Genomic DNA, 24248 nt, shown 5'->3' on the forward strand with positions numbered 1-24248 from the left:
TTACTCCTCGATGAACGACCGCGATGCACGATCCACAATGGGTTTCAGCAGATAGCTCAACAGCGAGCGCTCTCCGGCTTTAATAAAGACCTCTACTGGCATACCCGGTTTAACCTCCTCGCTCTTCAGCTTTTTCATCCCCTCCGGCGTAACAGCGATCTGAATCTTGTAGTACGGCTGCTGGGTGGTGGGATCGGTCTGGCGATCCGCTGATACCAGCGATACCCGGGCCGGGATTTTCGGCGTGCTTTGCTGGTTGAAGGCGGTAAACATCAGGGTAACGGGCATGCCCTTATGGACTTTATCGATCAGGGCGACGTCAATTTGTGAGTCGATAATCAGGGGGGAGGCCTGCGGGACAATTTCCAGTAGCTGCTCGCCCGCACTCACCACCGCGCTGTCGCTGGCAAGCGCGAGGTTCATTACCACACCATCCTGCGGTGCGACAACGCGGGTCAGGGAGAGATCGACACCGGAGAGCGTCAGCTGTTTTTTGCTCTCGCTGACCTGCAGGCGAAGCTGGTCAATTTGCGTTTCAATATCTTTCCGGTTATCAATCAACCGCTGCTGCATGCCGCGTTTGAGCTGGGCGATCTGATTCCCTAACTCTACGATTTTGCTGCGGGTTTCACCCACCTCGCCCGCCAGAGACGCCGATTGCACCTGGATATCGAGATAGCGGTTACGGGGGAAATAGCCCTCTTCCATTAGTGGTTTCAGGTCTTTGAGTTGACGATTTAACAGTGCAAGCCCTTGCGCTTTCGTCTCGCAGGTTCTGGCAAGCGAATCGCGCTGGCGAGCCAGCCCTGCAATGGCCTGAGCGTCGTTTTCCTGAGCATTTTTCAGCGCCTCCTGCCGGGCATGCATAAGCTGGCGTTGCTGAGCCACTATGGGCTTGATCGCATCCCGCAGGGCTTCGTCTTCTGTCTCAGGAGGCAACGTCAGCGTTTGCATGCCCGCCAGCTCAGACTGCAGGCGGCTTTCAGCAATGAGCGACGTCAGATAATGCTGGCGCGCAGCGGAGAGTTGGGCGAGCGTCGATTGCTGGCTGAGCAGCACCAGCAGGTCGCCTTTATGTACCGTCTGCCCCTCTTTGACGGCGATGCTTGTCACCACACCGCCTGTGGGTGCCTGAACGGCCTTACGGTAGCCGTCCACCACCACGGTTCCGGTGGAAACAACACCTTTATCCAGCGGCGCCACTGCCGCCCAGAGCAAGAAAGATCCCAGACCTGCCAGCAACACTACCCAGCCAAGACGGACAAACGGAACGACGTCAACAAGGGGCGTCTTCTGCGCATCGCTATTATGCATGGACTCTTCCTTGTTCAGCAGGGACGCTGTGTGTCTTATTTACCGGGCGAGCTGACTGCTGTAAGAGTTGTGCCGTTGGGCCATAAAGCTTGGTTTTTCCGCCTTCGAGGACGAGCAGATGGCTGGTCAGCGGCAATATTCCCGGACGATGAGAAATGATGACGACGCTTTTTTTCTGCTGCCGGAGCTGCCGGATAACCTGCTGCAAAGCCTGCTCACCCGATTCATCGAGGTGAGCGTTGGGCTCATCAAGGATCACCAGTGCCGGATTGCCGTACAGCGCCCGGGCCAGGCCAATGCGCTGTTTTTGCCCACCCGACAGGGCCATACCCTGCTCGCCAGTCAGGGTGTTATACCCGTCAGGCATACGCAAAATCATGTCGTGGATCCCGGCCTGCTTTGCCGTGGCGATCAGTTGCGTTGAATCAATCTCCCCAAACTGGGCAATATTCTCAGCGAGGGTTCCCGTGAAAAGCGTAACGTCCTGCGGCAAGTAGCCGATTCCGGGACCCGGCGTCTGCTTCTGCCACTGGTAAATATCTGCCCCATCCAGCCTGACATCCCCCTCTCCGGCAGGCCAGACACCGCACAACACTCTGGCGAGACAGGATTTCCCCGATGCACTGGCTCCCACAATTCCCAGCACCTCACCCGGGTTTACCCGCAGAGTGATGTTTTGCAGTATGGGTTGCCGGGGGTTTCCCGGAGGGAAAACGGTGACATTCTCCACCGTAAGCACTCCCTGCGCAGCCGGCAGGCGTATGCTCTCCTGCGCCGGGGGAAAGTCTCCCGTCAGACGAACCACGCGTTCCCATGCCAGACGAGCTGACCGGTAGCCTTTCGACACGCTGATGAGTTGTTCCACCGGTGACAGCGCTCTTCCGAGCAAAATTGAGCCCGCGATCATCATACCCGGCGAGATGTCTCCCAGAATCGCCAGCCAGCAGCCCAGCCCCAACATCAGGGACTGAAGCGCCATGCGTACGGTTTTGGTGACGGCAGACATCAATACAGCGCCTTCACTGGCCGCACTCTGGCAATAAAGGAACTGTTGATGTCCGCGCCACCAGCGCGCCTTAACGTTGTCAGTCATCCCCAGGGCATGCAGCGTCTCAGCAGATTGTAAGGAGCTGTTAGCCTGGTGATTTGAGATCAAGGCATACCCCCCCGCTTCATTCAAAAGCTGACGCGTCGTTTTTTCGTTAATAAACGCCAGGGCCAGCAGCAGACATGCGCCTGAAAGCGAGAACACCCCGAGCCAGGTGTTAAAAAGAAAAATAACGCCGAGGTAAACGGGAAACCAAATGGAATCAAAAACCGCAAATAACGCCGGGCCGGTAACAAACTGGCGTATAACGGTGAGGTCGCTGATAGCCTGCCCGGCATTCGGGCTGTGCTTAACGAGATTACTTTCACATGCAGCGGTATAGAGTGCAGGTGAAAGCGCATTATCAAATTGATTACCCAATCGGATGATGACGATGCCACGCGCGTAATCAAGGAGTGCCATGACGGCAAACATAAATAACACCAGCAGCGTCAACATAAAAAGCGTTGTGGTATTCCCGGATGACAGCGCGCGATCGTAAACCTGCAACATATAAATAGATGGTGCCAGCATCAGTATATTTATGACCGATGAGAAAAACGCAATCGTCACGAATATGCGCGTGCGAACGCGTGCAAAATTCTTAATGAGCCCCAAAGGTTCAATCATTCCCTAACTCTCTGATGTTTTGGTCACTTCTCATGCCATGAGAAAGACGCGAGACGTCCATGATGAAAAAGATTTAACATTAAATATAAAAAAGCAGACAATCAGACGCAGTGCCGTTCGGTATGCCCCAACAGAAAACTGTAATTTTCTTAGATGTTATGATGATTCATTTTATTCTTTTTTCTTTCGCCCTGCCAAATTGCAGGAACAGAGGGTCAGTATATAAATCAACATTACTCGTAACGCAACCATTAATTAAGCAAGTATACGTTTAGTGAATATTTCTTATTGTAATACATCGACTCAATAATAATTCACGCCATCGCATCATGCTTGCACAGGATAAACAGCGCGCACTTTATTATAGGGGATTTATTGCCCACCCAATATCGCATCGCGAGGTAACGGGAAGATGTCCGTCGTGAGTTCCATCAGCCAATCACGCACACAGTTGCTAACCGCATACGGTCTGTCGGGGGCGAATCCTTCGTTTATAGCGAGTCAGACAGGGCATGAAAATGCTAAGATGGTTTATGAGGTATATTCAAAGTGGAGAGTCGGTATGAATGCCGATCAGGTTGGTATGCTGAATGAGCGACTGCAAACGCTACTGCCCCCAGGATGCCCTCAGGGATAAACGACACTGGATAATTTCGTTTAATATTAGTAAGATAGCCACTTAACATATCATACCTTAAAAATTATGCGTCTGGTTTTATCGTCCTTTTTTGCACTCAGTCTGTTCAGTAGCCAGGCCTTTGCTGCCCCCGAGCCAGCTGAGCAGCCTGATATTCGTGACAGTGGCTTCGTCTACTGCGTCAGCGGACAGGTTGATACCTTCAACCCACAAAAAGCGGGCAGCGGCCTGATTGTGGATACTCTCGCCGCTCAGCTTTACGACCGTCTGCTTGATGTTGATCCGTACACCTACCGTCTGGTGCCGGAGCTGGCGGAAAGCTGGGAGGTGCTGGACAACGGCGCAACTTACCGTTTCCGTCTGCGTGATGACGTTGCGTTTCAGCATACGCCGTGGTTTACCCCCACGCGCAAGCTGAATGCAGACGATGTGGTCTTTACGTTCCAGCGTATCTTCAACCGCCATCACCCCTGGCATAACGTCAACGGGGGGAACTTCCCCTATTTCGACAGCCTGCAGTTTGCCGACACCGTTAAAAGCGTGCGCAAACTGGATAACCGGACGGTTGAATTTTCCCTGACGCGCCCGGATGCCTCTTTCCTCTGGCATCTGGCGACCCACTATGCGTCCGTCATGTCCGCTGAGTACGCGGCAAAGCTGAACAAGCAGGATCGTCAGGAGCTGCTTGACCGCCAGCCGGTCGGCACCGGTCCGTTCCAGCTGGCCGAATACCGCGCCGGGCAATATATTCGCCTGCAGCGCCACGAACACTTCTGGCGCGGCACGCCGCTGATGCCGCAGGTTGTGGTCGACCTCGGGTCTGGCGGTACAGGACGGCTCTCAAAGCTGCTGACCGGCGAATGTGACGTGCTGGCCTGGCCTGCCGCCAGCCAGCTCACTATTTTACGCGACGATCCGCGCCTGCGCCTGACGCTTCGCCCGGGTATGAACATTGCTTATCTTGCTTTTAACACCGATAAGCCACCGCTGAATAACCCGGCAGTTCGTCATGCGCTGGCGCTGGCCATTAACAACCAGCGTTTGATGCAGTCCATTTATTACGGCACCGCGGAAACCGCCGCCTCTATTTTACCGCGCGCCTCGTGGGCGTATGACGGTGAAGCCAAAATCACGGAATACAATCCGGCAAAAGCACGCGAACAGCTTAAAGCGTTGGGTGCTGAAAACCTGACGCTGCAGCTCTGGGTACCGACCAGCTCTCAGGCATGGAACCCTAGCCCACTGAAAACCGCCGAGCTGCTGCAGGCTGATATGGCGCAGGTCGGTGTAAAAGTGATCATCGTTCCGGTTGAAGGGCGTTTCCAGGAAGCGCGCCTGATGGATATGAACCATGACCTCACGCTGACGGGCTGGGCGACTGACAGTAACGACCCGGACAGTTTCTTCCGTCCGTTGTTAAGCTGCGCGGCAATAAACTCACAGACCAACTACGCTCACTGGTGCAACCGCGAGTTTGACGCCGTTCTGCAAAAAGCGCTGGCGTCACAACAGCTCTCGTCACGCATTGATGCCTATGATGAAGCGCAAAAGATCCTCGCTAAGGAACTTCCCGTGCTGCCGCTGGCCTCTTCCCTGCGTCTGCAGGCCTATCGTTACGATATTAAAGGCCTGGTACTGAGCCCGTTTGGCAACGCCTCCTTCGCCGGGGTCGACCGTGAAAAAGAACAAGAGGTGAAAAAACCATGATCATTTTTACCTTGCGTCGACTCCTGTTACTGCTGGTGACGCTCTTTTTACTGACCTTCGTGGGCTTCAGCCTGAGCTACTTTACGCCGCACGCCCCGCTTCAGGGATCGTCGCTGTGGGATGCCTGGCTGTTCTGGTTCAACGGCCTGTTGCACTGGGATTTTGGCGTCTCCAGTATCAACGGACAGCTTATCTCTGAGCAGTTGAAAGACGTGTTCCCGGCCACGATGGAGCTCTGCATTCTGGCCTTCGGCTTTGCCCTGATGGTGGGAATTCCGGTGGGCATGCTGGCGGGGATTTATCGCAATAAATGGCAGGATAAATTTATCAGCGCCCTCGCCCTGCTCGGCTTTTCTATCCCGGTCTTCTGGCTGGCGCTGTTGCTGACGTTGTTCTTCTCTCTGACAATGGGCTGGCTGCCGGTTTCAGGCCGCTTTGACCTCCTCTACACGGTTAAATCGGTGACCGGTTTCGCCATTATTGATGCATGGCTCTCTGACTCCGTCTGGCGTCACGAAATGATCGTCAGCGCCCTGCGCCATATGGTGTTGCCGGTGCTAACGCTTGCGGTGGCACCCACAACCGAAGTGATCCGCCTGATGCGCCTGAGCACCATGGAAGTGTTTGATCAGAACTACGTTAAAGCTGCGGCCACGCGCGGTCTCTCACGCCTGACTATCTTGCGTCGTCACGTACTGCATAACGCGCTCCCGCCTGTCATTCCGCGCCTTGGGCTGCAGTTTTCGACCATGCTGACCCTGGCGATGATCACCGAGATGGTCTTTAGCTGGCCAGGTCTGGGCCGGTGGCTCATTAACGCCATTCGTCAGCAGGATTACGCCGCCATTTCAGCAGGCGTCATGGTGATTGGTTCGCTGGTGATTATTGTTAACGTGATTTCCGATATTTTGGGTGCAATGGCCAACCCGTTGAAGCATAAGGAATGGTATGCCTTACGATAGCGTATACAGTGAAAAGCGCACGCCCGGTGCGCTACGTACCGTGTGGCGTAAATTCTATGGTGACACCACGGCAATGATCGGCCTGTACGGCTGTGCCGGTCTGGTCTTGCTGTGCGTATTTGGATCGTGGTTTGCGCCGTACGGTATCGACCAGCAGTTCCTCGGCTATCAATTGTTGCCCCCGTCGTGGTCACGCTATGGGGAGGTTTCCTTCTTCCTGGGCACCGACGATCTGGGCCGTGATGTGCTGAGCCGCCTGCTGAGCGGTGCCGCCCCAACGGTGGGTGGCGCGTTTGTGGTGACGCTTGCCGCCACAGTTTGCGGTCTGGCGCTGGGCATTTTTGCTGGCTCCACCCACGGTCTGCGCTCGGCGGTGCTGAATCACATTCTGGACACCCTGCTCTCTATCCCATCGCTGCTGCTGGCGATCATTGTAGTGGCCTTTGCCGGGCCGCACCTGACGCATGCCATGTTTGCCGTGTGGCTGGCTATCCTGCCCCGTATCGTTCGCTCTGTGTACAGCATGGTGCATGACGAACTGGAGAAAGAGTATGTTGTTGCTGCCCGTCTGGACGGTGCCACCACGCTGAATATTCTCTGGTTTGCCGTCCTGCCGAATATCGCAGCCGGGCTGGTCACCGAGATCACCCGCGCCCTGTCGATGGCGATACTGGATATCGCTGCGCTGGGTTTCCTCGATTTGGGTGCCCAACTGCCGTCACCGGAATGGGGTGCGATGCTGGGAGATGCGCTGGAGCTTATCTACGTCGCCCCGTGGACAGTTATGTTACCGGGTGCGGCCATTATGGTCAGCGTGTTGCTGATTAACCTGCTGGGCGACGGTATTCGCCGCGCAATTAATGCGGGGGTGCAATAATGCCGCTTCTTGATATCCGTAACCTCACCATCGAGTTTAAAACCGGTGAGGGCTGGGTTAAGGCTGTCGATCGAATCAGCATTACCCTTGCTGAAGGTGAAATTCGCGGGCTGGTGGGCGAATCCGGCTCCGGGAAAAGCCTCATCGCCAAAGCCATTTGTGGTGTAGCGAAGGACAACTGGCGCGTCACCGCCGACCGCATGCGGTTTGATGATATCGACCTGCTGCGCCTTTCTCCGCGCGAGCGTCGCAAGCTGGTCGGCCATAACGTCTCGATGATTTTCCAGGAGCCACAATCCTGCCTTGACCCGTCCGAGCGCGTAGGTAAGCAGCTGATGCAAAATATCCCCGGCTGGACCTATAAAGGCCGCTGGTGGCAGCGTTTCGGCTGGCGCAAACGCCGCGCCATTGAGCTGCTGCACCGCGTCGGGATCAAAGATCATAAAGACGCAATGCGCAGTTTCCCCTACGAACTCACCGACGGTGAATGCCAGAAAGTGATGATCGCCATCGCGCTGGCCAATCAGCCGCGCCTGTTGATTGCGGATGAACCAACAAACGCGATGGAGCCGACCACGCAGGCGCAGATATTCCGTCTGCTGACGCGGCTGAATCAGAATAACAACACCACCATTTTGCTGATCAGTCACGACCTGCAAATGCTCAGCAAATGGGCGGATAAAATTGATGTGATGTACTGTGGGCAAACGGTGGAAACCGCCCCCAGTGAAGATCTGATCACCACGCCGCACCACCCCTACACCCAGGCGCTGATTCGTGCGATCCCGGATTTTGGCAGCGCCATGCCGCACAAGAGCCGTCTGAACACGCTGCCGGGTGCGATCCCGCTTCTGGAATCATTGCCGATGGGCTGTCGTCTTGGGCCACGTTGCCCGTATGCTCAGCGTAAGTGTATTGAAACGCCGCGTCTGACGGGGGCGAAAAACCATCTTTACGCCTGTCATTTCCCGCTGAACATGGAGAGAGAGTGAAATGGTCGAAACCTTACTGGAAGTACGCAACCTGAGTAAGACCTTTCGCTACCGCACCGGGCTGTTCCATCGCCAGACCGTGGAAGCGGTGAAACCGCTGAGCTTTACGCTGCGCGAAAAACAGACGCTGGCGATTATTGGCGAGAATGGTTCCGGCAAATCCACGCTGGCTAAGATGCTGGCGGGCATGGTTGAGCCAAGCGGCGGTGAAGTGCTGATTGACGATCATCCGCTGGCATTCGGCGATTACTCCTTCCGCAGCCAGCGCATCCGCATGATCTTCCAGGATCCCTCCACCTCGCTCAATCCGCGCCAGCGTATTTCGCAGATCCTGGATTTCCCGCTGCGGCTGAATACCGATCTGGAGCCTGACGCTCGTCGTAAACGTATCTTTGAAACCCTGCGTATGGTCGGACTGCTGCCCGATCACGAAAGTTACTATCCGCATATGCTGGCTCCTGGACAGAAGCAGCGTCTGGGGCTGGCGCGCGCCCTGATTTTGCGCCCGAAGGTGATTATTGCTGACGAAGCCCTCGCCTCACTGGATATGTCGATGCGTTCGCAGTTAATTAACCTGATGCTGGAACTGCAGGAAAAACAGGGGATCTCTTATATCTACGTGACCCAACATCTTGGCATGATGAAACACATCAGCGACCAGGTGATGGTCATGCATCAGGGTGAAGTTGTCGAGCGCGGCAGCACGGCGGATGTGCTGGCCTCCCCACTCCACGATTTAACAAAACGCCTGATTGCCGGACATTTTGGTGAAGCGCTAACTGCTGATGCATGGAGAAAGGATCGGTAACCGCCCGTCAGGCGTCTCCCGCGACAGCGAATATTTCGACTCAGGACTTCAAAGGATTAAACAGGTCGTTTAATCCTTTTATTTTGCGTTGCACATCGCCATCCGCTTTATAAGCGGCTCTCCATTTTTCCTCCATACTCCAGGCAATAAGAATCAATCCTTCTCCTTCAGAATATGCAGATATTCCGGAGGAAAGAATGAACAAAACCACATATTATTTAAAACACCTTGAGTATCTGCTCAGGAAGTATCGGTCTTATTTAATATCAGACATTAACTTTCATCTGTCCCGTCTCAAAGCAACCCACGGCGACACATTTGATATAAAATCACCTGCCACCCTGAACGAAAAAATTTGTCATCGTCTGGTCTATGACCATAATGCGCACTATACAATGCTGGCGGATAAACTGGCTGTGCGGGAATATGTCCTGTCGAGAACGCAACGTCTAAAAATCGTTCCATTGATTGGCGTATACCGTCGCGTTGAGCACATCGACATGACGAAACTGCCGCATAAATTTGTGTTAAAGTGCAACCATGACAGTGGAAGCGCGATCATATGCACAAACAAAGCTGAATTTGACCTTAAAAAATCGCAAAACAAACTCCGACTGGCATTAAAGAGAAATTTATATTACACCACACGGGAATGGCAATATAAAAACATCCCTCCTGTTATTCTGTGCGAGAAGTATATCGATCTCTTTAATGACACGGACAAAAACACAACACCCGAGATGTTGAGGATTCATTGTTTCCACGGTGTCGCGCAGTTTATGGAAGCTGATTTCACCGACGAAAGCGGCAATGGTTTTATCAACGTTTACGATCGCCACTGGCAGTTGCAGCCTTTCCAGATGGAATATCCCAACACTCCGCAGGACATACCCAAGCCTGCCTCTTATCAGGAAGCGCTGCTGGCGGCGCAAGAGCTGGCCCTGGGGATTGACTATTGCCGTGTCGATCTCATGCTCACCCGGGACGAGATCTACTTCAGTGAGATAACGTTAAGCCCGAAACGGGGCAAACTCACTATCACGCCGCCGGAATGGGATGCCAGGTTAGGTGAAATGTGGCAAATGACGCCCGTCGCAAACAGGCTCATTTGAGCCTGTACGCAGTTACGACGCGTTCGGCCATGTTAATTTGAAGAGGGAGTGGTTTTGCTTCGTCAATACATAGGTGACATCGCCACCGTGCGCAGACATGATGGCTTTGACCACCGACAGCCCTAAACCACACCCTTCAGGATTCAATTGTCTGGCTCCTTTATCCCGCTGAAAGGGCTGGAAGAGAAAATCATGAAATTCGCGCGGAATGCCCGGCCCTTCGTCCTGAATCAGAATGTAATTTTCTCTGCCAAACACGCCATTTTTTACGATGAGTTTACGTGATGTCGAATAATGCAGCGCATTGTCGAACAGCACGGTTAAGCACTGATTAATACGTAGCGGATCGCAGAGACACCGCTGGGCTTTAAGTTCGGTACGAAGAGTAAATTGCTTACGCTCAAACTCGGGTCTGAAGGTTTCCAGCGCCGTTTCGAGGGTTTCCTTCAGATCGATTTCACTCTTGTATAACGTATAGCCGGCACCGCCGTCTGAGCTGACAACCCGGAGATCTTCTATCAGCCGCGCCAACCCTTCGGTTTGTTTAAGCAGGTTATTAAACAGAACGGGTTCCGGCGTAAAAACACCGTCGACGAGCCCCTGAAGCCGCCCGCGTAAAATTGTGACGGGCGTTCTCAACTCATGCGCAATCGCCGCATTCCAGGATTTACGTTGACTGTCCAGCGTCTGTAATTTTTCAGCCATTTCGTTGAAGTCGTTGACGAGATGATTTATCTCGCCAAGCCGGGAACTGGCGCACCAGGCCCTGGCATCCAGCTCGCCCTGCGAGATGCGTTTCAGGCTTGTGGCTACCGCGTTTAATGGCGTGAGGATACGCGATGACAGCTTTACGGTTAAAAAGAGGGAAATCATCACACTGATTGCAGAGACCGTCACGATCCACACCCAGTCCCACATCGTCATATTTTCATCGTTACCGGCCGCTACGCCGCCCGGAAGGTAATCGAGTACGAAGCTGTAAAACAGCCAGGACCCCAGGATAGCGATGGCAATAATCATCAATGCCAGCGTTAACATGTAGGTCAGAATCTGGCGGCTCAGAACAGATTCTCTGCTCATTTTTTTTCTCCCAGCCGGTAGCCCATTCCTCTAATGCTTTCTGGCACACCATGAAGACCTGCAAGCTCCAGTTTTTTACGCAGTTTGCTCATGTGGCTGTCGACCGTTCTGTCTAAGGTATCGCCTTCCGGCAGGCAGGCGTTAAGTAATTCCTCACGGGAGCAGACCTTTCTTGGGTTCCTGACCAGGTAAGTCAGCAATTTAAATTCTGTGGTGGTCAATACCGGGCAAACCACCTCTTCCCCCACCGCAACTTCTATATAGAAATCATCCGGGTAGACCGTGATGAAGGGCGTCCTGAGCGGCATTGCAGCCACCTGTTGAACGTGAGCCTTCGTCCTGCGCAGTACGGCTTCGACTCGTGCGACAACTTCAGAGGGATTGAAAGGCTTGATCACGTAGTCGTCAGCGCCCAGGCGCAATCCCATCAGTTTATCAACATCCTGATCGAGGGCGGTGACCATAATAACAGGCACCGTACTCTCCCGGCGCAGCGTGGTAAGAACGCTCCAGCCATCAAATACCGGCAACTGGATATCCAGCAAAATGAGATCCGGTTTATGCAGACGCGTCAGGTTTATCGCCTGCTCACCGTCAGTTGCCCTTAACGTTTTCATCCCAGCCCGCTGCAGGTAGCTCATCAGTATATCGGCGATTTCATCTTCATCTTCGGCGACAAGGATTAAATTATTTTTGTACATTTTATCTCCACAGGAACTGAAAGCGTCTCTATTATGTTGAGAAAATACGCTATACGTCATTTTATAAAAGTCTAAGACCCACGCACGACAAAAAAGTGCCGTTGGGCGACGACTTTTTATAAACATTTCTGCCACAACCGAACCCCCTTAGGTTATTGTCTCCACACTTCCTCCACATTTCGGAAATAAATACTCCATATACAGACGTAATCTTTTTTATTCAGAAAAAAAACGACCAAAGAGAATAAACCGTTGAACTTCTCGCACGCACCCCGGTCTATCAATTGCTTTCATTAATACTCGAAGACACTCACCATGAATATTAATAGATATGTCTCACCTGCTAACATTGGCACGTCATGTTTGTTTCTTATTGTATCGTGGGGATTATTGCATCTTTGGATGATCCTGATACATGAAGTCGATGAAAAAGTGGCGGCAACCATTATCTCCTCACCTGTTATTTATGGTTGTATCGCAGCGACATCGTTTTTTCTTGCGATTCAACATAAAGGAGGCGGATTGACGGAACTCCTTGTCATGGCCCTGTGCCTGGCATTGATTATTATCTACCTGATCATCATTTTCAGTATTTTGTTAAACATCGCACCTGATATCGCCGATCTGGTGTTTTACTGCGAATGTTTTCTCATTATATTTTTTGTTGGCTCACCCATTTATCTCATGTTAAGGATGATTTAAGTTTACTGTCTCCATATAACCTCCACAAATCGCACATCAGTACTAAACATGCGCTGTATAAAGTAACGGTTAATGGATAAATTCCTGACGGAATTCCCCTGCTCTCTGGCATTAATAACTCGAAAAATATGATCCTTAAAAATACTCATCGTCCTCCGGTCGTTTCCGGGGTAGTTGGCTCGCTCAAGGCACTTGCCGTGCGGCACCGCAAGAAGCTGTTTATTACCTTCTTTCTGGTTATTGCCGAAAATGTGACCTTTTTACTCTATCCCGTACTTGCGGGGATCGCGATAAATGCCATTCTCGCCGGGGATACCGTGAGCGCTGCACTGTATGGGCTAATGGTCCTGTTTATCTGGTGCATTGGTGCCGCCAGGCGCAGCGTGGACACGCGCACCTTCGCACGGATTTACGCCGGGCTAGCGGTCTCTGTGGTGCTGGCTCAGCGAAAATACCAGCTTAATCATTCGACAATCGCGGCGAGAGTTACCTTATCGCGTGAGTTCGTGGATTTCTTTGAAATGCATCTGCCCATGCTCATTACCTCAATGAGTTCGCTTTTTGGTGCAGCCATTATGCTGCTGATCATTGAATTCTGGGCTGGCATCGTCTGCGCCATCATCGTCTTAATCCTGATGGGATTTGTTTCCGGTTTCACCCATAAGAATGAATTGCTGTTCAGACGCCTCAATAACCGCCTCGAGAAAGAGGTGGATTATGTACATAAAGCGGGCTCTGCGACCCTCAAACGTCATTATTCTACGCTTGCACACTTGCGTATTGCACTCTCTGACCGCGAAGCGTGGGGATATTTACTGATTGGTTCGCTGATCGCCCTGCTTTTTACGCTGACCATTATCCTGATGACCCACTCGACGGGTATTACGGCGGGTCATATCTACTCCGTGATGACCTATATGTGGATGTTTGCGACAAGCCTGGATGACGCCCCGCAACTCCTTGAGAAATTTTCACAGCTCAGAGACATCGGTAAACGGGTATCGACCGATGACGAGGCACTGCACCCGTAATGCGTTTCACTGTTAGTTGACTGGAAGTAATCCTCATGCCGCAATTTTTTATTGATCGTCCTGTTTTCGCCTGGGTCGTCGCACTTTTTATTGTTTTGATGGGCGTGTTGTCTATTCCCCGGCTGCCGGTTGCGCAATATCCGGCCGTTGCACCGCCGGGTATTATCATTACTGTCTCGTATCCCGGTGCCAGCCCTGATGTAATGAATACATCGGTCGTCTCTCTTATCGAACGTGAAATATCCGGCGTGGATAATTTGCTCTATTTTGAATCCTCGAGTGACACCACCGGTTCAGCCTCAATTACGGTGACGTTTAAGCCAGGCACAGATATTAAACTGGCGCAGATGGATCTCCAGAATCAGATAAAAATTGTCGAGCCGCGTCTACCTCAGTCGGTCCGGCAAAACGGCATTAACGTCGAGGCGGCGAACGCCAGTTTTCTGATGATGGTGGGGTTAAAATCCACCTCCGGGAAATTTCAGGAAGCGGATTTGAGCGATTATTTTGCAAGAAATATTAGCGATGAGCTTCGCCGCGTGCCGGGGGTTGGCAAAGTCCAGCTTTTTGGTGGTGAGAAAGCGCTACGCATCTGGCTCGATCCGATGAAGCTTCACAGCTATGGGCTGTCGGTGAGCGATGTACTTACGGCAGTCAGCCAGCAGAACACCATTGTTTCCCCCGGCAGAACGGGCGATGAACCGGCAACAGAAGGCCAGGGAGTGACTTATCCGATTACGGTCAAAGGACAACTTTCTTCGGTCGAGGCATTTAGCCATATTACCCTTAAATCCGATACCACAGGGGCCCGCCTGCAGTTGTCGGACGTTGCCCGCATTGAATCCGGCCTGCAAAGCTATGCGTACGGTATTCGCGAAAACGGCGTCCCGGCGACGGCAGCCGCAATCCAGCTGTCGCCGGGAGCGAATGCCATCAGTACCGCCTCAGGCGTGCGGGCGCGCATTGATGAGCTCTCTCACGTGCTTCCGGAGGGAATGACCTTCACCGTCCCTTTTGATACGGCACCCTTCGTAAAGCTTTCAATTATGAAGGTGGTACAGACGTTTGTTGAAGCGATGGTGCTGGTGTTTCTGGTCATGCTGCTTTTTCTGCACAAGATACGCTGCACGCTTATTCCGGCGATTGTCGCCCCGGTGGCGCTCCTGGGCACCTTTACGATCATGCTGCTCAGCGGTTATTCCATCAACATTCTGACCATGTTCGGCATGGTGCTGGCAATCGGTATTATCGTTGATGATGCCATCGTCGTGGTTGAAAACGTCGAAAGACTGATGGAAGAAAAAGCGCTTTCACCGCGCGAAGCCACGCGGCAGGCCATGCAGGAAATCACCCCTGCCATCGCGGGTATCACGCTTGTGCTCACGGCGGTGTTTATCCCGATGGGCTTTGCTGAGGGATCGGTGGGGATCATCTATCGACAATTCTGTATTTCAATGGCCATTTCCATTTTGTTATCGGCCTTTCTGGCGCTGACGCTGACACCCGCGCTTTGTGCCACGTTACTCAAGCCCCATGAGGCGAACAAGGGAGGCGCCGGGAAATTTGCGACCTGGTTTAACGCGCATTTTCACGCCCTCACGGCGGTATATGCCTCCAGCCTGGGCGCAGTATTAAAACGAACGGGCCGCATGCTGCTGCTGTATGTTGCCCTTTGCGCTGCCCTGTTTGCTGGCCTGTCGTCTTTGCCCTCCTCGTTTTTGCCGGATGAAGATCAGGGCTACTTTATGTCATCCCTGCAACTGCCGTCTGATGCAACCATGCAGCGTACCCTTAAAGTGGTTGAAAAATTTGAAGAGGAAATTGCATCGCGACCGGCGATTGAGAGCAACATTATGATCCTGGGCTTTGGCTTTTCAGGTTCTGGCCCCAACTCGGCCATGGCCTTTACCACGCTTAAGGACTGGAAAAACCGTCAGGGGATCACCGCACAGGATGAAGCAAACGCTATCCAGTCGCGCATGGAGAGCGTTTCTGATGCCGTGACGATGAGCCTGCTCCCTCCGGCGATTTCGGATATGGGGACCTCATCCGGATTTACTTACTATCTGCAGGACCGTGCAGGACTGGGATATCAGGCTCTAAAAAAGGCTGCGGATGACCTTGTTCAGCAGGCAAATCAACGGCCTGAACTGAATGATGTCTACATAGATGGCCTGCCGGATGGCACCAGCCTGGCAATTCAGATCGACCGGGAAAAAGCCGAGTCCATGGGCGTCTCGTTTGACGAAATTAATCAAACCTTGTCTGTGACCACGAGCTCCAGTTACGTTAATGACTATACCAATAACGGCCGCGTTCAACAGGTGATTGTTCAGGCCGATGCGCCCTACCGCATGCAGCCCGAACAATTGTTAGCCTTATCGGTAAAAAATCGGACGGGACAGATGGTGCCGGTCTCTACGTTTGCCACCCTTTCATGGAACGTTGCGCCCCAGCAGTTGAACCGCTATCAGGGTTATCCTGCGATACGTATTACGGGAAGTGCTGCCTCGGGTGAATCCAGCGGTACGGCAATGAAAACCATGGAAGCGCTGGCAAGAGAGATGCCTGCGGGTATCGCAGGGGAATGGGCCGGGAGTTCATTGCAGGAGAAAGCGTCTGAGTCACAGCTTCCCGGCCTTATTGTGCTGTCGATCCTCGTTGTGTTTATGGTTCTTGCGGCGCTCTATGAGAGCTGGTCTATACCCTTCGCGGTCATGCTGGTCGTGCCATTGGGTCTTATTGGTGCGGTAGCGGCCGTACACATTGCCGGCATGACAAATGATGTTTTCTTCAAGGTGGGGATGATCACCCTGATCGGGCTGTCTGCAAAAAACGCCATTCTGATTGTCGAGTTTGCCAGGCAGCTGCAGCGGGAGGGGGAAACAATCGTGGCAGCAACGCTACAGGCTGCCCGGCAACGCTTGCGCCCTATTCTGATGACCTCACTGGCCTTTACGCTAGGGGTTGTCCCGTTAATGCTGGCCCGTGGCGCAAGTGACAGCACGCAGCATGCCATTGGTACCGGGGTTTTCGGCGGTATGATTAGCGGTACATTTCTCGCCATTTTCTTCGTCCCGGTTTTCTTTATTGTCGTCGCGCGTTTCATCGAGCACGCCAGAAAAAGGTGAAACGCTTTACGGGATCACGCTTCGACGCTGGTTGGATGAGGTGAACCTGACGCCGGGTGATATACTGGACGAATGCCGAAATTTTCACAGCCGCGTTTCCCATATCAGCCCCTTACGCGCGTTCATTCCCGGGAGATTCGCGAGAAATAGCGTGACACAAGGGGCAGTGAGTGGGCTATAATTTCGAGCTGATTTCGAATAATTTTGAAATACTGCCTGTAACGCTATGAATTACAAGGCAAAATAAGCAATGAATATAAGGATTAAAGCTATGGGTTTTCTTTCCGGTAAGCGCATTCTGGTAACCGGCGTTGCCAGCAAACTGTCCATCGCATACGGCATCGCACAGGCAATGCATCGCGAAGGCGCTGAGCTGGCGTTCACCTACCAGAACGACAAGCTGAAAGGCCGTGTTGAAGAATTTGCCGCGCAGCTGGGTTCCAGCATTGTTCTGGAATGTGACGTTGCACAAGATGAAAGCATCGATGGCATGTGTGCTGAACTGGCAAAATCGTGGGACAAATTCGACGGTTTTGTTCACTCCATCGGCTTCGCACCTGGCGACCAGCTGGACGGTGACTACGTGAACGCGGTAACCCGCGATGGCTTTAAAATCGCTCACGACATCAGCTCTTACAGCTTTGTTGCGATGGCGAAATCTTGCCGTGCCATGCTGAACCCGGGCTCCGCCCTGCTGACCCTGTCCTACCTGGGCGCAGAGCGCGCAATCCCTAACTACAACGTGATGGGTCTGGCTAAAGCGTCTCTGGAAGCAAACGTCCGCTACATGGCGAACGCAATGGGCCCTGAAGGCGTGCGCGTTAACGCCATCTCTGCAGGTCCAATCCGCACCCTGGCGGCTTCCGGTATCAAAGATTTCCGTAAAATGCTGGCACACTGCGAAGCGGTTACCCCGATTCGTCGTACCGTTACCATTGAAGATGTGGGTAACTCTGCAGCATTCCTGTGCTCTGACCTTTCCGCGGGTATCTCCGGCGAAGTGGTTCACGTTGACGGCGGCTTCAACATCGCTGCAATGAACGAGCTGGAAATAAAATAAGTTTGTGACTCTCTTCCCGCCCGGGAAGAGAGTTTTTCCCGGCCCGCCCTCTCTCGTTATTCCGTTCTGCTATTTGTTATCACCTAACAATATTTTTCCCCTCATCCGCCTTACGCCAGGATATTGATCGCCATTTTGAGATCAAGGAACGCCCATGGAACAACGCCGTTTTTCCGGCAAAGGCCACTGGTACCACGAAACCCAGTCAAACCACGCGCAGACGGATGTCCTGCCTCTGGTGCCCGAAGCCGCTAACGTCGACGATCGTTTTTTGCTCGATTTAGCCTTACCGGATGAGATTGTTACTGCCTGTGCTGGCTGGCTTACTCCTGCCCGGGCGTTATGTCACCGGCTGTTTCCACTCGATATCGCCGTCAACCGTCTGCATACGCTGAGTGCCTACGACAGGCTAAGCACCGCGCTGACGGTGGCGCAGGCCTGCGGGGTTCAAAGGCTCTGTAACCACTACGCCGCCCTTCTCGCCCCCCTTCCCGGCCCGGACTCCTCTCGCGAAAGTAACCGCCGTCTGGCCCAGATCACGCAGTATGCCCGCCAGCTTGCCAGCTCACCGGATGTCATTGATGATAAAGCGCAGAACCAGCTTGATGAGGTGGGTCTGACAACGTATGACATCGTGCTCATCAGCCAGATTATTGGCTTCATCGGTTTTCAGGCCCGCGTGGTAGCAGTATTTCAGGCGCTGCTGGGCCACCCCGTACGCTGGTTGCCGGGACACCATATTCAACCGCACACGCTGCCCGCCAGGCCCGGCGCCTGGATCGCTCTACTGCCTGTCGTGGAACTGCGCTATGCCAGTGCGCATCAACTCGAGTCGCTTTCACGCTGGCAAGCCGAGCCCGCCCTTCAGGCGCTGACGCCTGTGCTCTGCCACGAACCCACGTTGCTCGATCTGACGGGAGAAATCCTGAACCATTGCCGAGATGAAGACCGGGCCGCGTCACCAGCGCTCTTAGCGGCCGTGGAGTTGTTGACACGTTCACCTGACCGTTTCAGTGCAGCACAGTTTAACCCGCTCACGGAGGAAGGTCTTCCCGCTGGCCGGGCGATTGCACTGCTTACGCGAAGCGCGTTAGACGGCTGGCTGGATCGTTTGAAAGTGGCGCTTGGCAAAGCGGAATAACCATACTATTTACCCAAAGAGCGCTTGCTGTGGCAGTGAGAATCGCGTAAAACTGTCAGCCGCTCAATGGCTACGAAAATAGAACATTATGTTTCAGGACAACCCGCTGCTAGCGCAGCTTAAACAGCAACTGCATTCCCAGACGCCGCGTGCAGAAGGGGTCGTAAAAGCCACGGAAAAAGGCTTTGGTTTCCTTGAAGTCGACGCGCAGAAAAGCTACTTCATTCCGCCACCGCAGATGAAGAAAGTGATGCACGGCGACCGCGTCATGGCGGTTATTCATACCGAAAAAGAGCGTGAATCTGCCGAGCCGGAAGAACTGATCGAGCCGTTCCTGACCCGTTTTGTGGGCAAGGTGCAGAGAAAAGACGATCGTCTCTCCATCGTGCCGGATCATCCTCTGCTGAAAGACGCCATCCCCTGCCGTGCCGCTCGCGGCGTTGAGCATGATTTTAAAGAAGGTGACTGGGCCGTTGCGGAAATGCGCCGTCATCCACTGAAAGGCGATCGTGGCTTCTATGCGGAACTGACCCAGTTCATCACGTTCGGTGATGACCATTTTGTACCGTGGTGGGTTACGCTTGCGCGCCATAACCTTGAGAAAGAAGCTCCGAACGGCGTCGCCACCGAGATGCAGGACGAAGGTCTGGAGCGTCGCGATCTGACTGCCCTGGAGTTTGTTACTATCGACAGCGCCAGTACGCAAGATATGGATGACGCCTTGTATGCTGAAGAACTTGCTGACGGCAAACTGCTGTTAACCGTTGCCATTGCCGATCCTACCGCCTGGATTGCTGAAGGCAGCAAGCTGGACGATATCGCGAAAATCCGTGCGTTCACCAACTATCTGCCGGGCTTTAACATCCCGATGCTGCCTCGTGAACTCTCCGACGATCTCTGTTCGCTGCGGCCGAACGAAGTGCGTCCGGTGCTCGCCTGCCGCATGACCATTGCTGCGGACGGCACAATTGAAGATGATATCGAATTCTTCGCGGCCACCATTGAATCTAAAGCCAAGCTGGCTTACGACGACGTCTCTGACTGGCTGGAGAACACGGGCAGCTGGGAACCGGCCTCTGAGGCCGTAGCCGCACAGATTCGTCTGCTGCACCGCATCTGTCTGAGCCGCAGCGAGTGGCGTCAAACCCATGCGCTGGTGTTCAAGGATCGTCCGGACTATCGCTTCGTTCTGGGCGAAAAAGGTGAAGTGCTGGATATCGTGGCCGAACCACGACGCATTGCGAACCGCATCGTCGAAGAAGCGATGATTTCCGCCAATATTTGTGCCGCACGTGTGCTGCGCGACAAGCTCGGCTTCGGCATTTATAACGTTCATACCGGGTTTGATCCGGCGAACACCGAAGCGCTGGCCGCCTTACTGAAGAACCATGATGTGCATGTTGACCCGGAAGAAGTGCTGACCTTGCAGGGCTTCTGCAAGCTGCGCCGCGAGCTGGACGCACAGCCTTCTGGTTTCCTCGACAGCCGTATTCGTCGCTTCCAGTCCTTTGCCGAGATCAGCACTGAGCCTGGCCCACACTTCGGCCTCGGTCTTGAAGCCTACGCCACCTGGACATCTCCAATTCGTAAGTATGGCGATATGGTTAACCATCGCCTGCTGAAAGCGATCATTAAGGGCGAATCAATTGCGCGTCCTCAGGATGACACGACCCTGCAGATGGCAGATCGTCGGCGCCTGAACCGCATGGCGGAACGTGACGTAGGTGACTGGCTGTACGCCCGCTTCCTGCAGGACAAAGCCGGCACAGACACTCGCTTCGCTGCAGAAATCATTGATATCAGCCGTGGGGGGATGCGCGTACGTCTGGTGGATAACGGGGCGGTGGCCTTTATCCCTCCGCCGTTCCTGCATACCGTTCGCGATGAACTGGTCTGTAGCCAGGAAAACGGGACTGTGCAAATCAAAGGTGAAACGGTTTACAAGGTCACCGACGTGATTGACGTAACTATCGCCGAAGTCCGCATGGAAACCCGCAGCATCATCGCGCGCCCTGCCGCCTGATAAGCTATTCAATTGTCGGCCCTTTCCTTGCCGGACGGGCCGACAATTTTTTCTTTTACGCCACGCTGCAAATTCTTCATTTTTTCTTACTATTTTCAGACTTCCCCCGCCCAAATTCGCCAGAATTATCTACAGTAAAAGAGTGCCGTTATATTCGGTTACGTGAATTTTTATTTGCTAAGTATCCTTTTTTACCTGACTCGTTTTATTATAAGAAATCCGGGAAAAAACAATAAGTTCACATCGGTCTGGCCGTGGTCTTACCTCGAAAAAGCCGATTACAACTGAATAAATTGTGCGCTAACAGGTAGCTGCAGGAGAAAACATGATGGACGATCTGGAGCAGAATTTGCTGTTTCGTTACATGGGAACTCACAGCCCCTGGTGGCGACTGACAGCAGACAGCAATGCTCTGCACCTTTCTACCAGCGAAAATGCCGATGTCACTCAGGTGGTGGCGCTGGATGATGAACAGGCCGAACTTATTCGCCAGTTAACCGTTATTACGTCCAGTATCTCTATGACACTCTCGTTGTACGGCGAAGATGTTCCTGTTCACCTTGTCGGACGCAAAATAACCCGTAATGAGTGGGCCGGAACAGCCTCTGCGTGGAACGATACGCCTTCCGTAGCCCGGGATCTTGCTCAGGGGCTGTCCTTTGCGGAACAAGTGGTTTCGGAAGCCAACTCCGTTATCGTAATCCTCGATCAGAACGGCAATATTCAGCGGTTTAACCGTCTGAGCGAGGAGTACACCGGCCTGAAAGAACAAGAAGTTATCGGCCAGAACGTGTTTAAGCTGTTTATGAGCCGCAGTGAAGCGGCAGCCTCTAAGCGCAACATCACCGGCTTCTTTCGCAACGGCAGCTCTTACGAAGTCGAGCGCTGGATCAAAACGCGAAAAGGACAACGGTTGTTTCTGTTCAGAAACAAATTTGTCCACAGCGGCAGCGGTAAAAATGAAATTTTTCTTATCTGTTCCGGCACCGATATTACGGAGGAGCGCCGCGCCCAGGAGCGCCTGCGGGTGCTGGCCAATACCGATACCATCACCGGGTTGCCGAACCGCAACGCGATCCACGAACTGATTTCAGATGCCATCGACAGCCGCGGTGAGACGCAGGTTGGCGTGGTGTATCTCGATCTCGATAACTTCAAAAAGGTGAACGACGCCTACGGGCACATGTTTGGCGATCAGTTATTACAGGCGGTCGCGCTGGCCATTCTGAGCTGTCTGGAAGAAGGCCAGGTGCTGGCGCGACTCGGCGGCGATGAATTTATTGTCATGGCCACCAATACCTCTCAGGGTTCTCTGGAAGCGATGGCATCACGCATTCTGACCCGCCTGCGCCAGCCGTTCAGAATTGGTTTGATTGAAATTTATACCGGTTGCTCGTTAGGTATCGCCCTCGCCCCGCAGCACGGTAACGATCGGGAAAGCGTTATCCGCAATGCCGATACCGCCATGTACACGGCGAAAGAGAACGGCCGGGGTAAGTTCTGCGTCTTCTCGCCGGAAATGAACCAGCGCGTGTTTGAGTATCTCTGGCTGGATACCAACCTGCGCAAAGCGCTGGATAACGATCAGCTGCTGATCCACTACCAGCCCAAAGTCACCTGGCGCGGTGAAGTCAGAAGCCTTGAAGCGCTGGTGCGCTGGCAATCACCAGAACGCGGGTTGATTCCTCCGCTGGAGTTTATCTCGTATGCTGAGGAGTCAGGGCTGATTGTGCCGCTTGGCCGCTGGGTCATGCTTGATGTGGTTCGCCAGGTGGCGAAATGGCGCGACAAAGGCATTAACCTGCGCGTGGCGGTGAACGTTTCGGCCCGTCAGCTGGCAGATCAAACCATTTTCAGCGACTTAAAACAGGCCCTGAAGGATCTGGATTTTGAATACTGCCCTATCGACGTTGAGTTAACGGAAAGCTGCCTCATTGAAAACGAAGAGCTGGCGCTGTCGGTGATCCAGCAGTTCAGCCAGCTTGGTGCGCAAATCCATCTGGACGATTTTGGTACCGGCTACTCGTCTTTGTCGCAGCTGGCACGCTTCCCCATCGATGCGATAAAACTCGATCAGTCATTTGTCCGGGATATTCATAAACAGTCTATTTCCCAGTCGCTGGTGCGGGCCATCGTCGCGGTGGCACAGGCGCTTAATTTGCAGGTCATTGCCGAAGGTGTGGAGAACGCAAAAGAAGACGCCTTTCTGACTAAGAACGGCGTCAACGAACGGCAGGGTTTTCTCTTTGCTAAGCCCATGCCCGCTGCCGCATTCGAGCGATGGCTAAAGCGATATCAGGCGCGTAAACAGCACTAACTGGCTTTGCGTAAACCCGCCGCCTGGTGGCGGTTTTGCAGCATGACCAGACGCTCCATATAGGCGATATCTTTTGGTTCAAGGCAGAACGCAGCGTCAACCCAATCTTCCGTGATATCCATCAGCTCACTGCGAGGCAGCTGCAGCACGCGGGTACGGGCGCGTAACATCGCCTTTACGCCGTTCATCTTCGGCCGCAGCGTGTCAATGAACGTTCTGACGGAGACATAACTTTGCCCGGGTTCGAACAGGACATCCACTAACCCATGCTGTTCATACCATTCTGCCGTATGAGACTCCCCTTTGTAGATGAGCTCCTCCGCCAGCTTCATGCCTGAGCGGCGAGCAACCAGCGAGTACCCCCCCATGCCGGGGAAAAGGTTGAAGGCGATCTCAGGGAAGCCTAAGCGGGCATCGCGCTGGGACAGCACAAAGTGGTGCGCCAGCGCGGCTTCGAATCCGCCCCCTAACGCACTGCCTTCGACCATCGCCAGGGTAATAGCCCCCGTATCAAACCCCCGTGACGCCGCATGAACGCAGTCCACGCAGGCACGGGCATAGGCTCTTAACGCTTCGCGGCGTCCGTTTTGGATACATTCGACAAAGAACTGTAAATCACCTCCCGCATTGTACATCTCGGGCACCAGCGAACCGGTAACCCAAAAATCGACCGCAAACCCGGACTGGCGAACAAGCCAGGAGAGGTTCATGATCTCTTCGATTAACGCATGGTTGAAGCAAGGTCGTGGCTGCGCCCGCAACATCATCCAGACTGTGCGGCGCTCCTCCTCATAATACCCGGACAACTGAGTGAAACGTTCAGTATCGGTAAACAGTGTGCAGGTAGCCTGATTGATAACTGTCATAGTCTAATTCCTCATATAAAAAAGCGCCTTGCGCGCAGTTTTAGACTAATCCACTCATTCATCACGCTGC

Annotated in this window: 18 protein-coding genes and 1 pseudogene; 14 read left to right on the forward strand and 5 right to left on the reverse strand. The window is 53.4% G+C overall.

Annotation, left to right across the window (positions count from 1 at the left end; all coding sequences use genetic code 11):
* Both ACQG2G_RS12000 and ACQG2G_RS12005 read right to left on the reverse strand, forming a co-directional pair.
* Entirely contained in the window at positions 1–1314 is a 1314-nt protein-coding gene (locus tag ACQG2G_RS12000) for an HlyD family type I secretion periplasmic adaptor subunit (protein WP_061771591.1), read from the reverse strand.
* Positions 1307–3031, reverse strand: coding sequence for a type I secretion system permease/ATPase (locus ACQG2G_RS12005; protein ID WP_080453033.1), 1725 nt, complete (start codon positions 3029–3031; stop codon positions 1307–1309). The genes ACQG2G_RS12000 and ACQG2G_RS12005 overlap by 8 nt, the downstream gene beginning before the upstream one ends.
* A gap of 469 nt (positions 3032–3500) precedes the next feature.
* On the opposite strand from ACQG2G_RS12005, the pseudogene ACQG2G_RS12010 reads away from it, so the two are divergent.
* The 7 genes and pseudogenes from ACQG2G_RS12010 to ACQG2G_RS12040 all read left to right on the forward strand — a co-directional run.
* A pseudogene (locus ACQG2G_RS12010) lies at positions 3501–3668 on the forward strand (site-specific integrase); the annotation flags it as partial.
* A gap of 66 nt (positions 3669–3734) precedes the next feature.
* Entirely contained in the window at positions 3735–5375 is a 1641-nt protein-coding gene (gene sapA, locus ACQG2G_RS12015) for an ABC transporter substrate-binding protein SapA (protein WP_061771592.1), read from the forward strand.
* Complete coding sequence (gene sapB / locus ACQG2G_RS12020; protein WP_013096396.1) at positions 5372–6337, forward strand: putrescine export ABC transporter permease SapB; 966 nt, start codon at positions 5372–5374, stop codon at positions 6335–6337. Before sapA ends, sapB begins: the two co-directional genes overlap by 4 nt.
* Positions 6324–7214 (forward strand): putrescine export ABC transporter permease SapC, encoded by an 891-nt coding sequence (sapC, locus tag ACQG2G_RS12025; protein WP_020690956.1) that lies wholly within the window; start codon positions 6324–6326, stop codon positions 7212–7214. Before sapB ends, sapC begins: the two co-directional genes overlap by 14 nt.
* On the forward strand, positions 7214–8206 hold the full coding sequence (gene sapD, locus ACQG2G_RS12030) for a putrescine export ABC transporter ATP-binding protein SapD (RefSeq protein WP_061771593.1): 993 nt from the start codon (positions 7214–7216) through the stop codon (positions 8204–8206). Before sapC ends, sapD begins: the two co-directional genes overlap by 1 nt.
* 1 nt (position 8207) lies before the next feature.
* Positions 8208–9014 carry a putrescine export ABC transporter ATP-binding protein SapF gene (gene sapF / locus ACQG2G_RS12035; protein ID WP_013096393.1) on the forward strand — a complete coding sequence of 269 codons (807 nt, stop codon included), beginning with the start codon at positions 8208–8210 and terminating at the stop codon, positions 9012–9014.
* A 197-nt stretch (positions 9015–9211) separates the two neighbouring features.
* On the forward strand, positions 9212–10126 hold the full coding sequence (locus ACQG2G_RS12040; protein WP_061771594.1) for an ATP-grasp fold amidoligase family protein: 915 nt from the start codon (positions 9212–9214) through the stop codon (positions 10124–10126).
* Between the two features lie 12 nt (positions 10127–10138).
* Here the strand turns inward: ACQG2G_RS12040 and ACQG2G_RS12045 are convergent, their stop codons facing one another.
* Together ACQG2G_RS12045 and ACQG2G_RS12050 are read right to left on the reverse strand one after the other, a co-directional pair.
* Complete coding sequence (locus ACQG2G_RS12045) at positions 10139–11206, reverse strand: ATP-binding protein (RefSeq protein ID WP_029883563.1); 1068 nt, start codon at positions 11204–11206, stop codon at positions 10139–10141.
* Positions 11203–11907, reverse strand: coding sequence for a response regulator (locus ACQG2G_RS12050; RefSeq protein WP_061771595.1), 705 nt, complete (start codon positions 11905–11907; stop codon positions 11203–11205). Before ACQG2G_RS12050 ends, ACQG2G_RS12045 begins: the two co-directional genes overlap by 4 nt.
* Positions 11908–12222: 315 nt before the next feature.
* On the opposite strand from ACQG2G_RS12050, the gene ACQG2G_RS12055 reads away from it, so the two are divergent.
* The 7 genes from ACQG2G_RS12055 to pdeR all read left to right on the forward strand — a co-directional run bounded on the left by ACQG2G_RS12055 (position 12223) and on the right by pdeR (position 23312).
* Positions 12223–12609 (forward strand): hypothetical protein, encoded by a 387-nt coding sequence (locus tag ACQG2G_RS12055; protein WP_045294284.1) that lies wholly within the window; start codon positions 12223–12225, stop codon positions 12607–12609.
* Positions 12610–12737: 128 nt separating this feature from the next.
* Positions 12738–13640 (forward strand): ABC transporter six-transmembrane domain-containing protein, encoded by a 903-nt coding sequence (locus ACQG2G_RS12060; RefSeq protein WP_040022219.1) that lies wholly within the window; start codon positions 12738–12740, stop codon positions 13638–13640.
* Between the two features lie 35 nt (positions 13641–13675).
* Complete coding sequence (locus tag ACQG2G_RS12065) at positions 13676–16771, forward strand: multidrug efflux RND transporter permease subunit (RefSeq protein WP_248766535.1); 3096 nt, start codon at positions 13676–13678, stop codon at positions 16769–16771.
* A 271-nt stretch (positions 16772–17042) separates the two neighbouring features.
* Positions 17043–17831 carry an enoyl-ACP reductase FabI gene (gene fabI, locus ACQG2G_RS12070; protein ID WP_426769238.1) on the forward strand — a complete coding sequence of 263 codons (789 nt, stop codon included), beginning with the start codon at positions 17043–17045 and terminating at the stop codon, positions 17829–17831.
* 154 nt (positions 17832–17985) lie between these two features.
* Complete coding sequence (locus ACQG2G_RS12075) at positions 17986–18972, forward strand: CMD domain-containing protein (protein ID WP_250181674.1); 987 nt, start codon at positions 17986–17988, stop codon at positions 18970–18972.
* Positions 18973–19060: 88 nt separating this feature from the next.
* Complete coding sequence (locus ACQG2G_RS12080) at positions 19061–20995, forward strand: exoribonuclease II (protein WP_369118588.1); 1935 nt, start codon at positions 19061–19063, stop codon at positions 20993–20995.
* A 325-nt stretch (positions 20996–21320) separates the two neighbouring features.
* Positions 21321–23312 (forward strand): cyclic di-GMP phosphodiesterase, encoded by a 1992-nt coding sequence (gene pdeR, locus ACQG2G_RS12085; RefSeq protein ID WP_013096381.1) that lies wholly within the window; start codon positions 21321–21323, stop codon positions 23310–23312.
* Here the strand turns inward: pdeR and ACQG2G_RS12090 are convergent.
* Entirely contained in the window at positions 23309–24178 is an 870-nt protein-coding gene (locus tag ACQG2G_RS12090; RefSeq protein ID WP_013096380.1) for a crotonase/enoyl-CoA hydratase family protein, read from the reverse strand. The genes pdeR and ACQG2G_RS12090 overlap by 4 nt on opposite strands.
* Positions 24179–24248 lie beyond the last annotated feature (70 nt).

It is taken from the genome of Enterobacter cloacae complex sp. 382A5 (assembly GCF_050031095.1).
GTDB classification, from domain to species: Bacteria; Pseudomonadota; Gammaproteobacteria; order Enterobacterales; family Enterobacteriaceae; genus Enterobacter; species Enterobacter cloacae.

What these genes read in the sequence shown, in the direction of transcription:
- ACQG2G_RS12000 (WP_061771591.1), bottom strand. Translation starts at nt 1,314, where the DNA reads ATGCATAATAGCGATGCGCAGAAGACGCCCCTTGTTGACGTCGTTCCG.
- ACQG2G_RS12005 (WP_080453033.1), bottom strand. Translation starts at nt 3,031, where the DNA reads ATGATTGAACCTTTGGGGCTCATTAAGAATTTTGCACGCGTTCGCACG.
- sapA (WP_061771592.1), top strand. Translation starts at nt 3,735, where the DNA reads ATGCGTCTGGTTTTATCGTCCTTTTTTGCACTCAGTCTGTTCAGTAGC.
- sapB (WP_013096396.1), top strand. Translation starts at nt 5,372, where the DNA reads ATGATCATTTTTACCTTGCGTCGACTCCTGTTACTGCTGGTGACGCTC.
- sapC (WP_020690956.1), top strand. Translation starts at nt 6,324, where the DNA reads ATGCCTTACGATAGCGTATACAGTGAAAAGCGCACGCCCGGTGCGCTA.
- sapD (WP_061771593.1), top strand. Translation starts at nt 7,214, where the DNA reads ATGCCGCTTCTTGATATCCGTAACCTCACCATCGAGTTTAAAACCGGT.
- sapF (WP_013096393.1), top strand. Translation starts at nt 8,208, where the DNA reads ATGGTCGAAACCTTACTGGAAGTACGCAACCTGAGTAAGACCTTTCGC.
- ACQG2G_RS12040 (WP_061771594.1), top strand. Translation starts at nt 9,212, where the DNA reads ATGAACAAAACCACATATTATTTAAAACACCTTGAGTATCTGCTCAGG.
- ACQG2G_RS12045 (WP_029883563.1), bottom strand. Translation starts at nt 11,206, where the DNA reads ATGAGCAGAGAATCTGTTCTGAGCCGCCAGATTCTGACCTACATGTTA.
- ACQG2G_RS12050 (WP_061771595.1), bottom strand. Translation starts at nt 11,907, where the DNA reads ATGTACAAAAATAATTTAATCCTTGTCGCCGAAGATGAAGATGAAATC.
- ACQG2G_RS12055 (WP_045294284.1), top strand. Translation starts at nt 12,223, where the DNA reads ATGAATATTAATAGATATGTCTCACCTGCTAACATTGGCACGTCATGT.
- ACQG2G_RS12060 (WP_040022219.1), top strand. Translation starts at nt 12,738, where the DNA reads ATGATCCTTAAAAATACTCATCGTCCTCCGGTCGTTTCCGGGGTAGTT.
- ACQG2G_RS12065 (WP_248766535.1), top strand. Translation starts at nt 13,676, where the DNA reads ATGCCGCAATTTTTTATTGATCGTCCTGTTTTCGCCTGGGTCGTCGCA.
- fabI (WP_426769238.1), top strand. Translation starts at nt 17,043, where the DNA reads ATGGGTTTTCTTTCCGGTAAGCGCATTCTGGTAACCGGCGTTGCCAGC.
- ACQG2G_RS12075 (WP_250181674.1), top strand. Translation starts at nt 17,986, where the DNA reads ATGGAACAACGCCGTTTTTCCGGCAAAGGCCACTGGTACCACGAAACC.
- ACQG2G_RS12080 (WP_369118588.1), top strand. Translation starts at nt 19,061, where the DNA reads ATGTTTCAGGACAACCCGCTGCTAGCGCAGCTTAAACAGCAACTGCAT.
- pdeR (WP_013096381.1), top strand. Translation starts at nt 21,321, where the DNA reads ATGATGGACGATCTGGAGCAGAATTTGCTGTTTCGTTACATGGGAACT.
- ACQG2G_RS12090 (WP_013096380.1), bottom strand. Translation starts at nt 24,178, where the DNA reads ATGACAGTTATCAATCAGGCTACCTGCACACTGTTTACCGATACTGAA.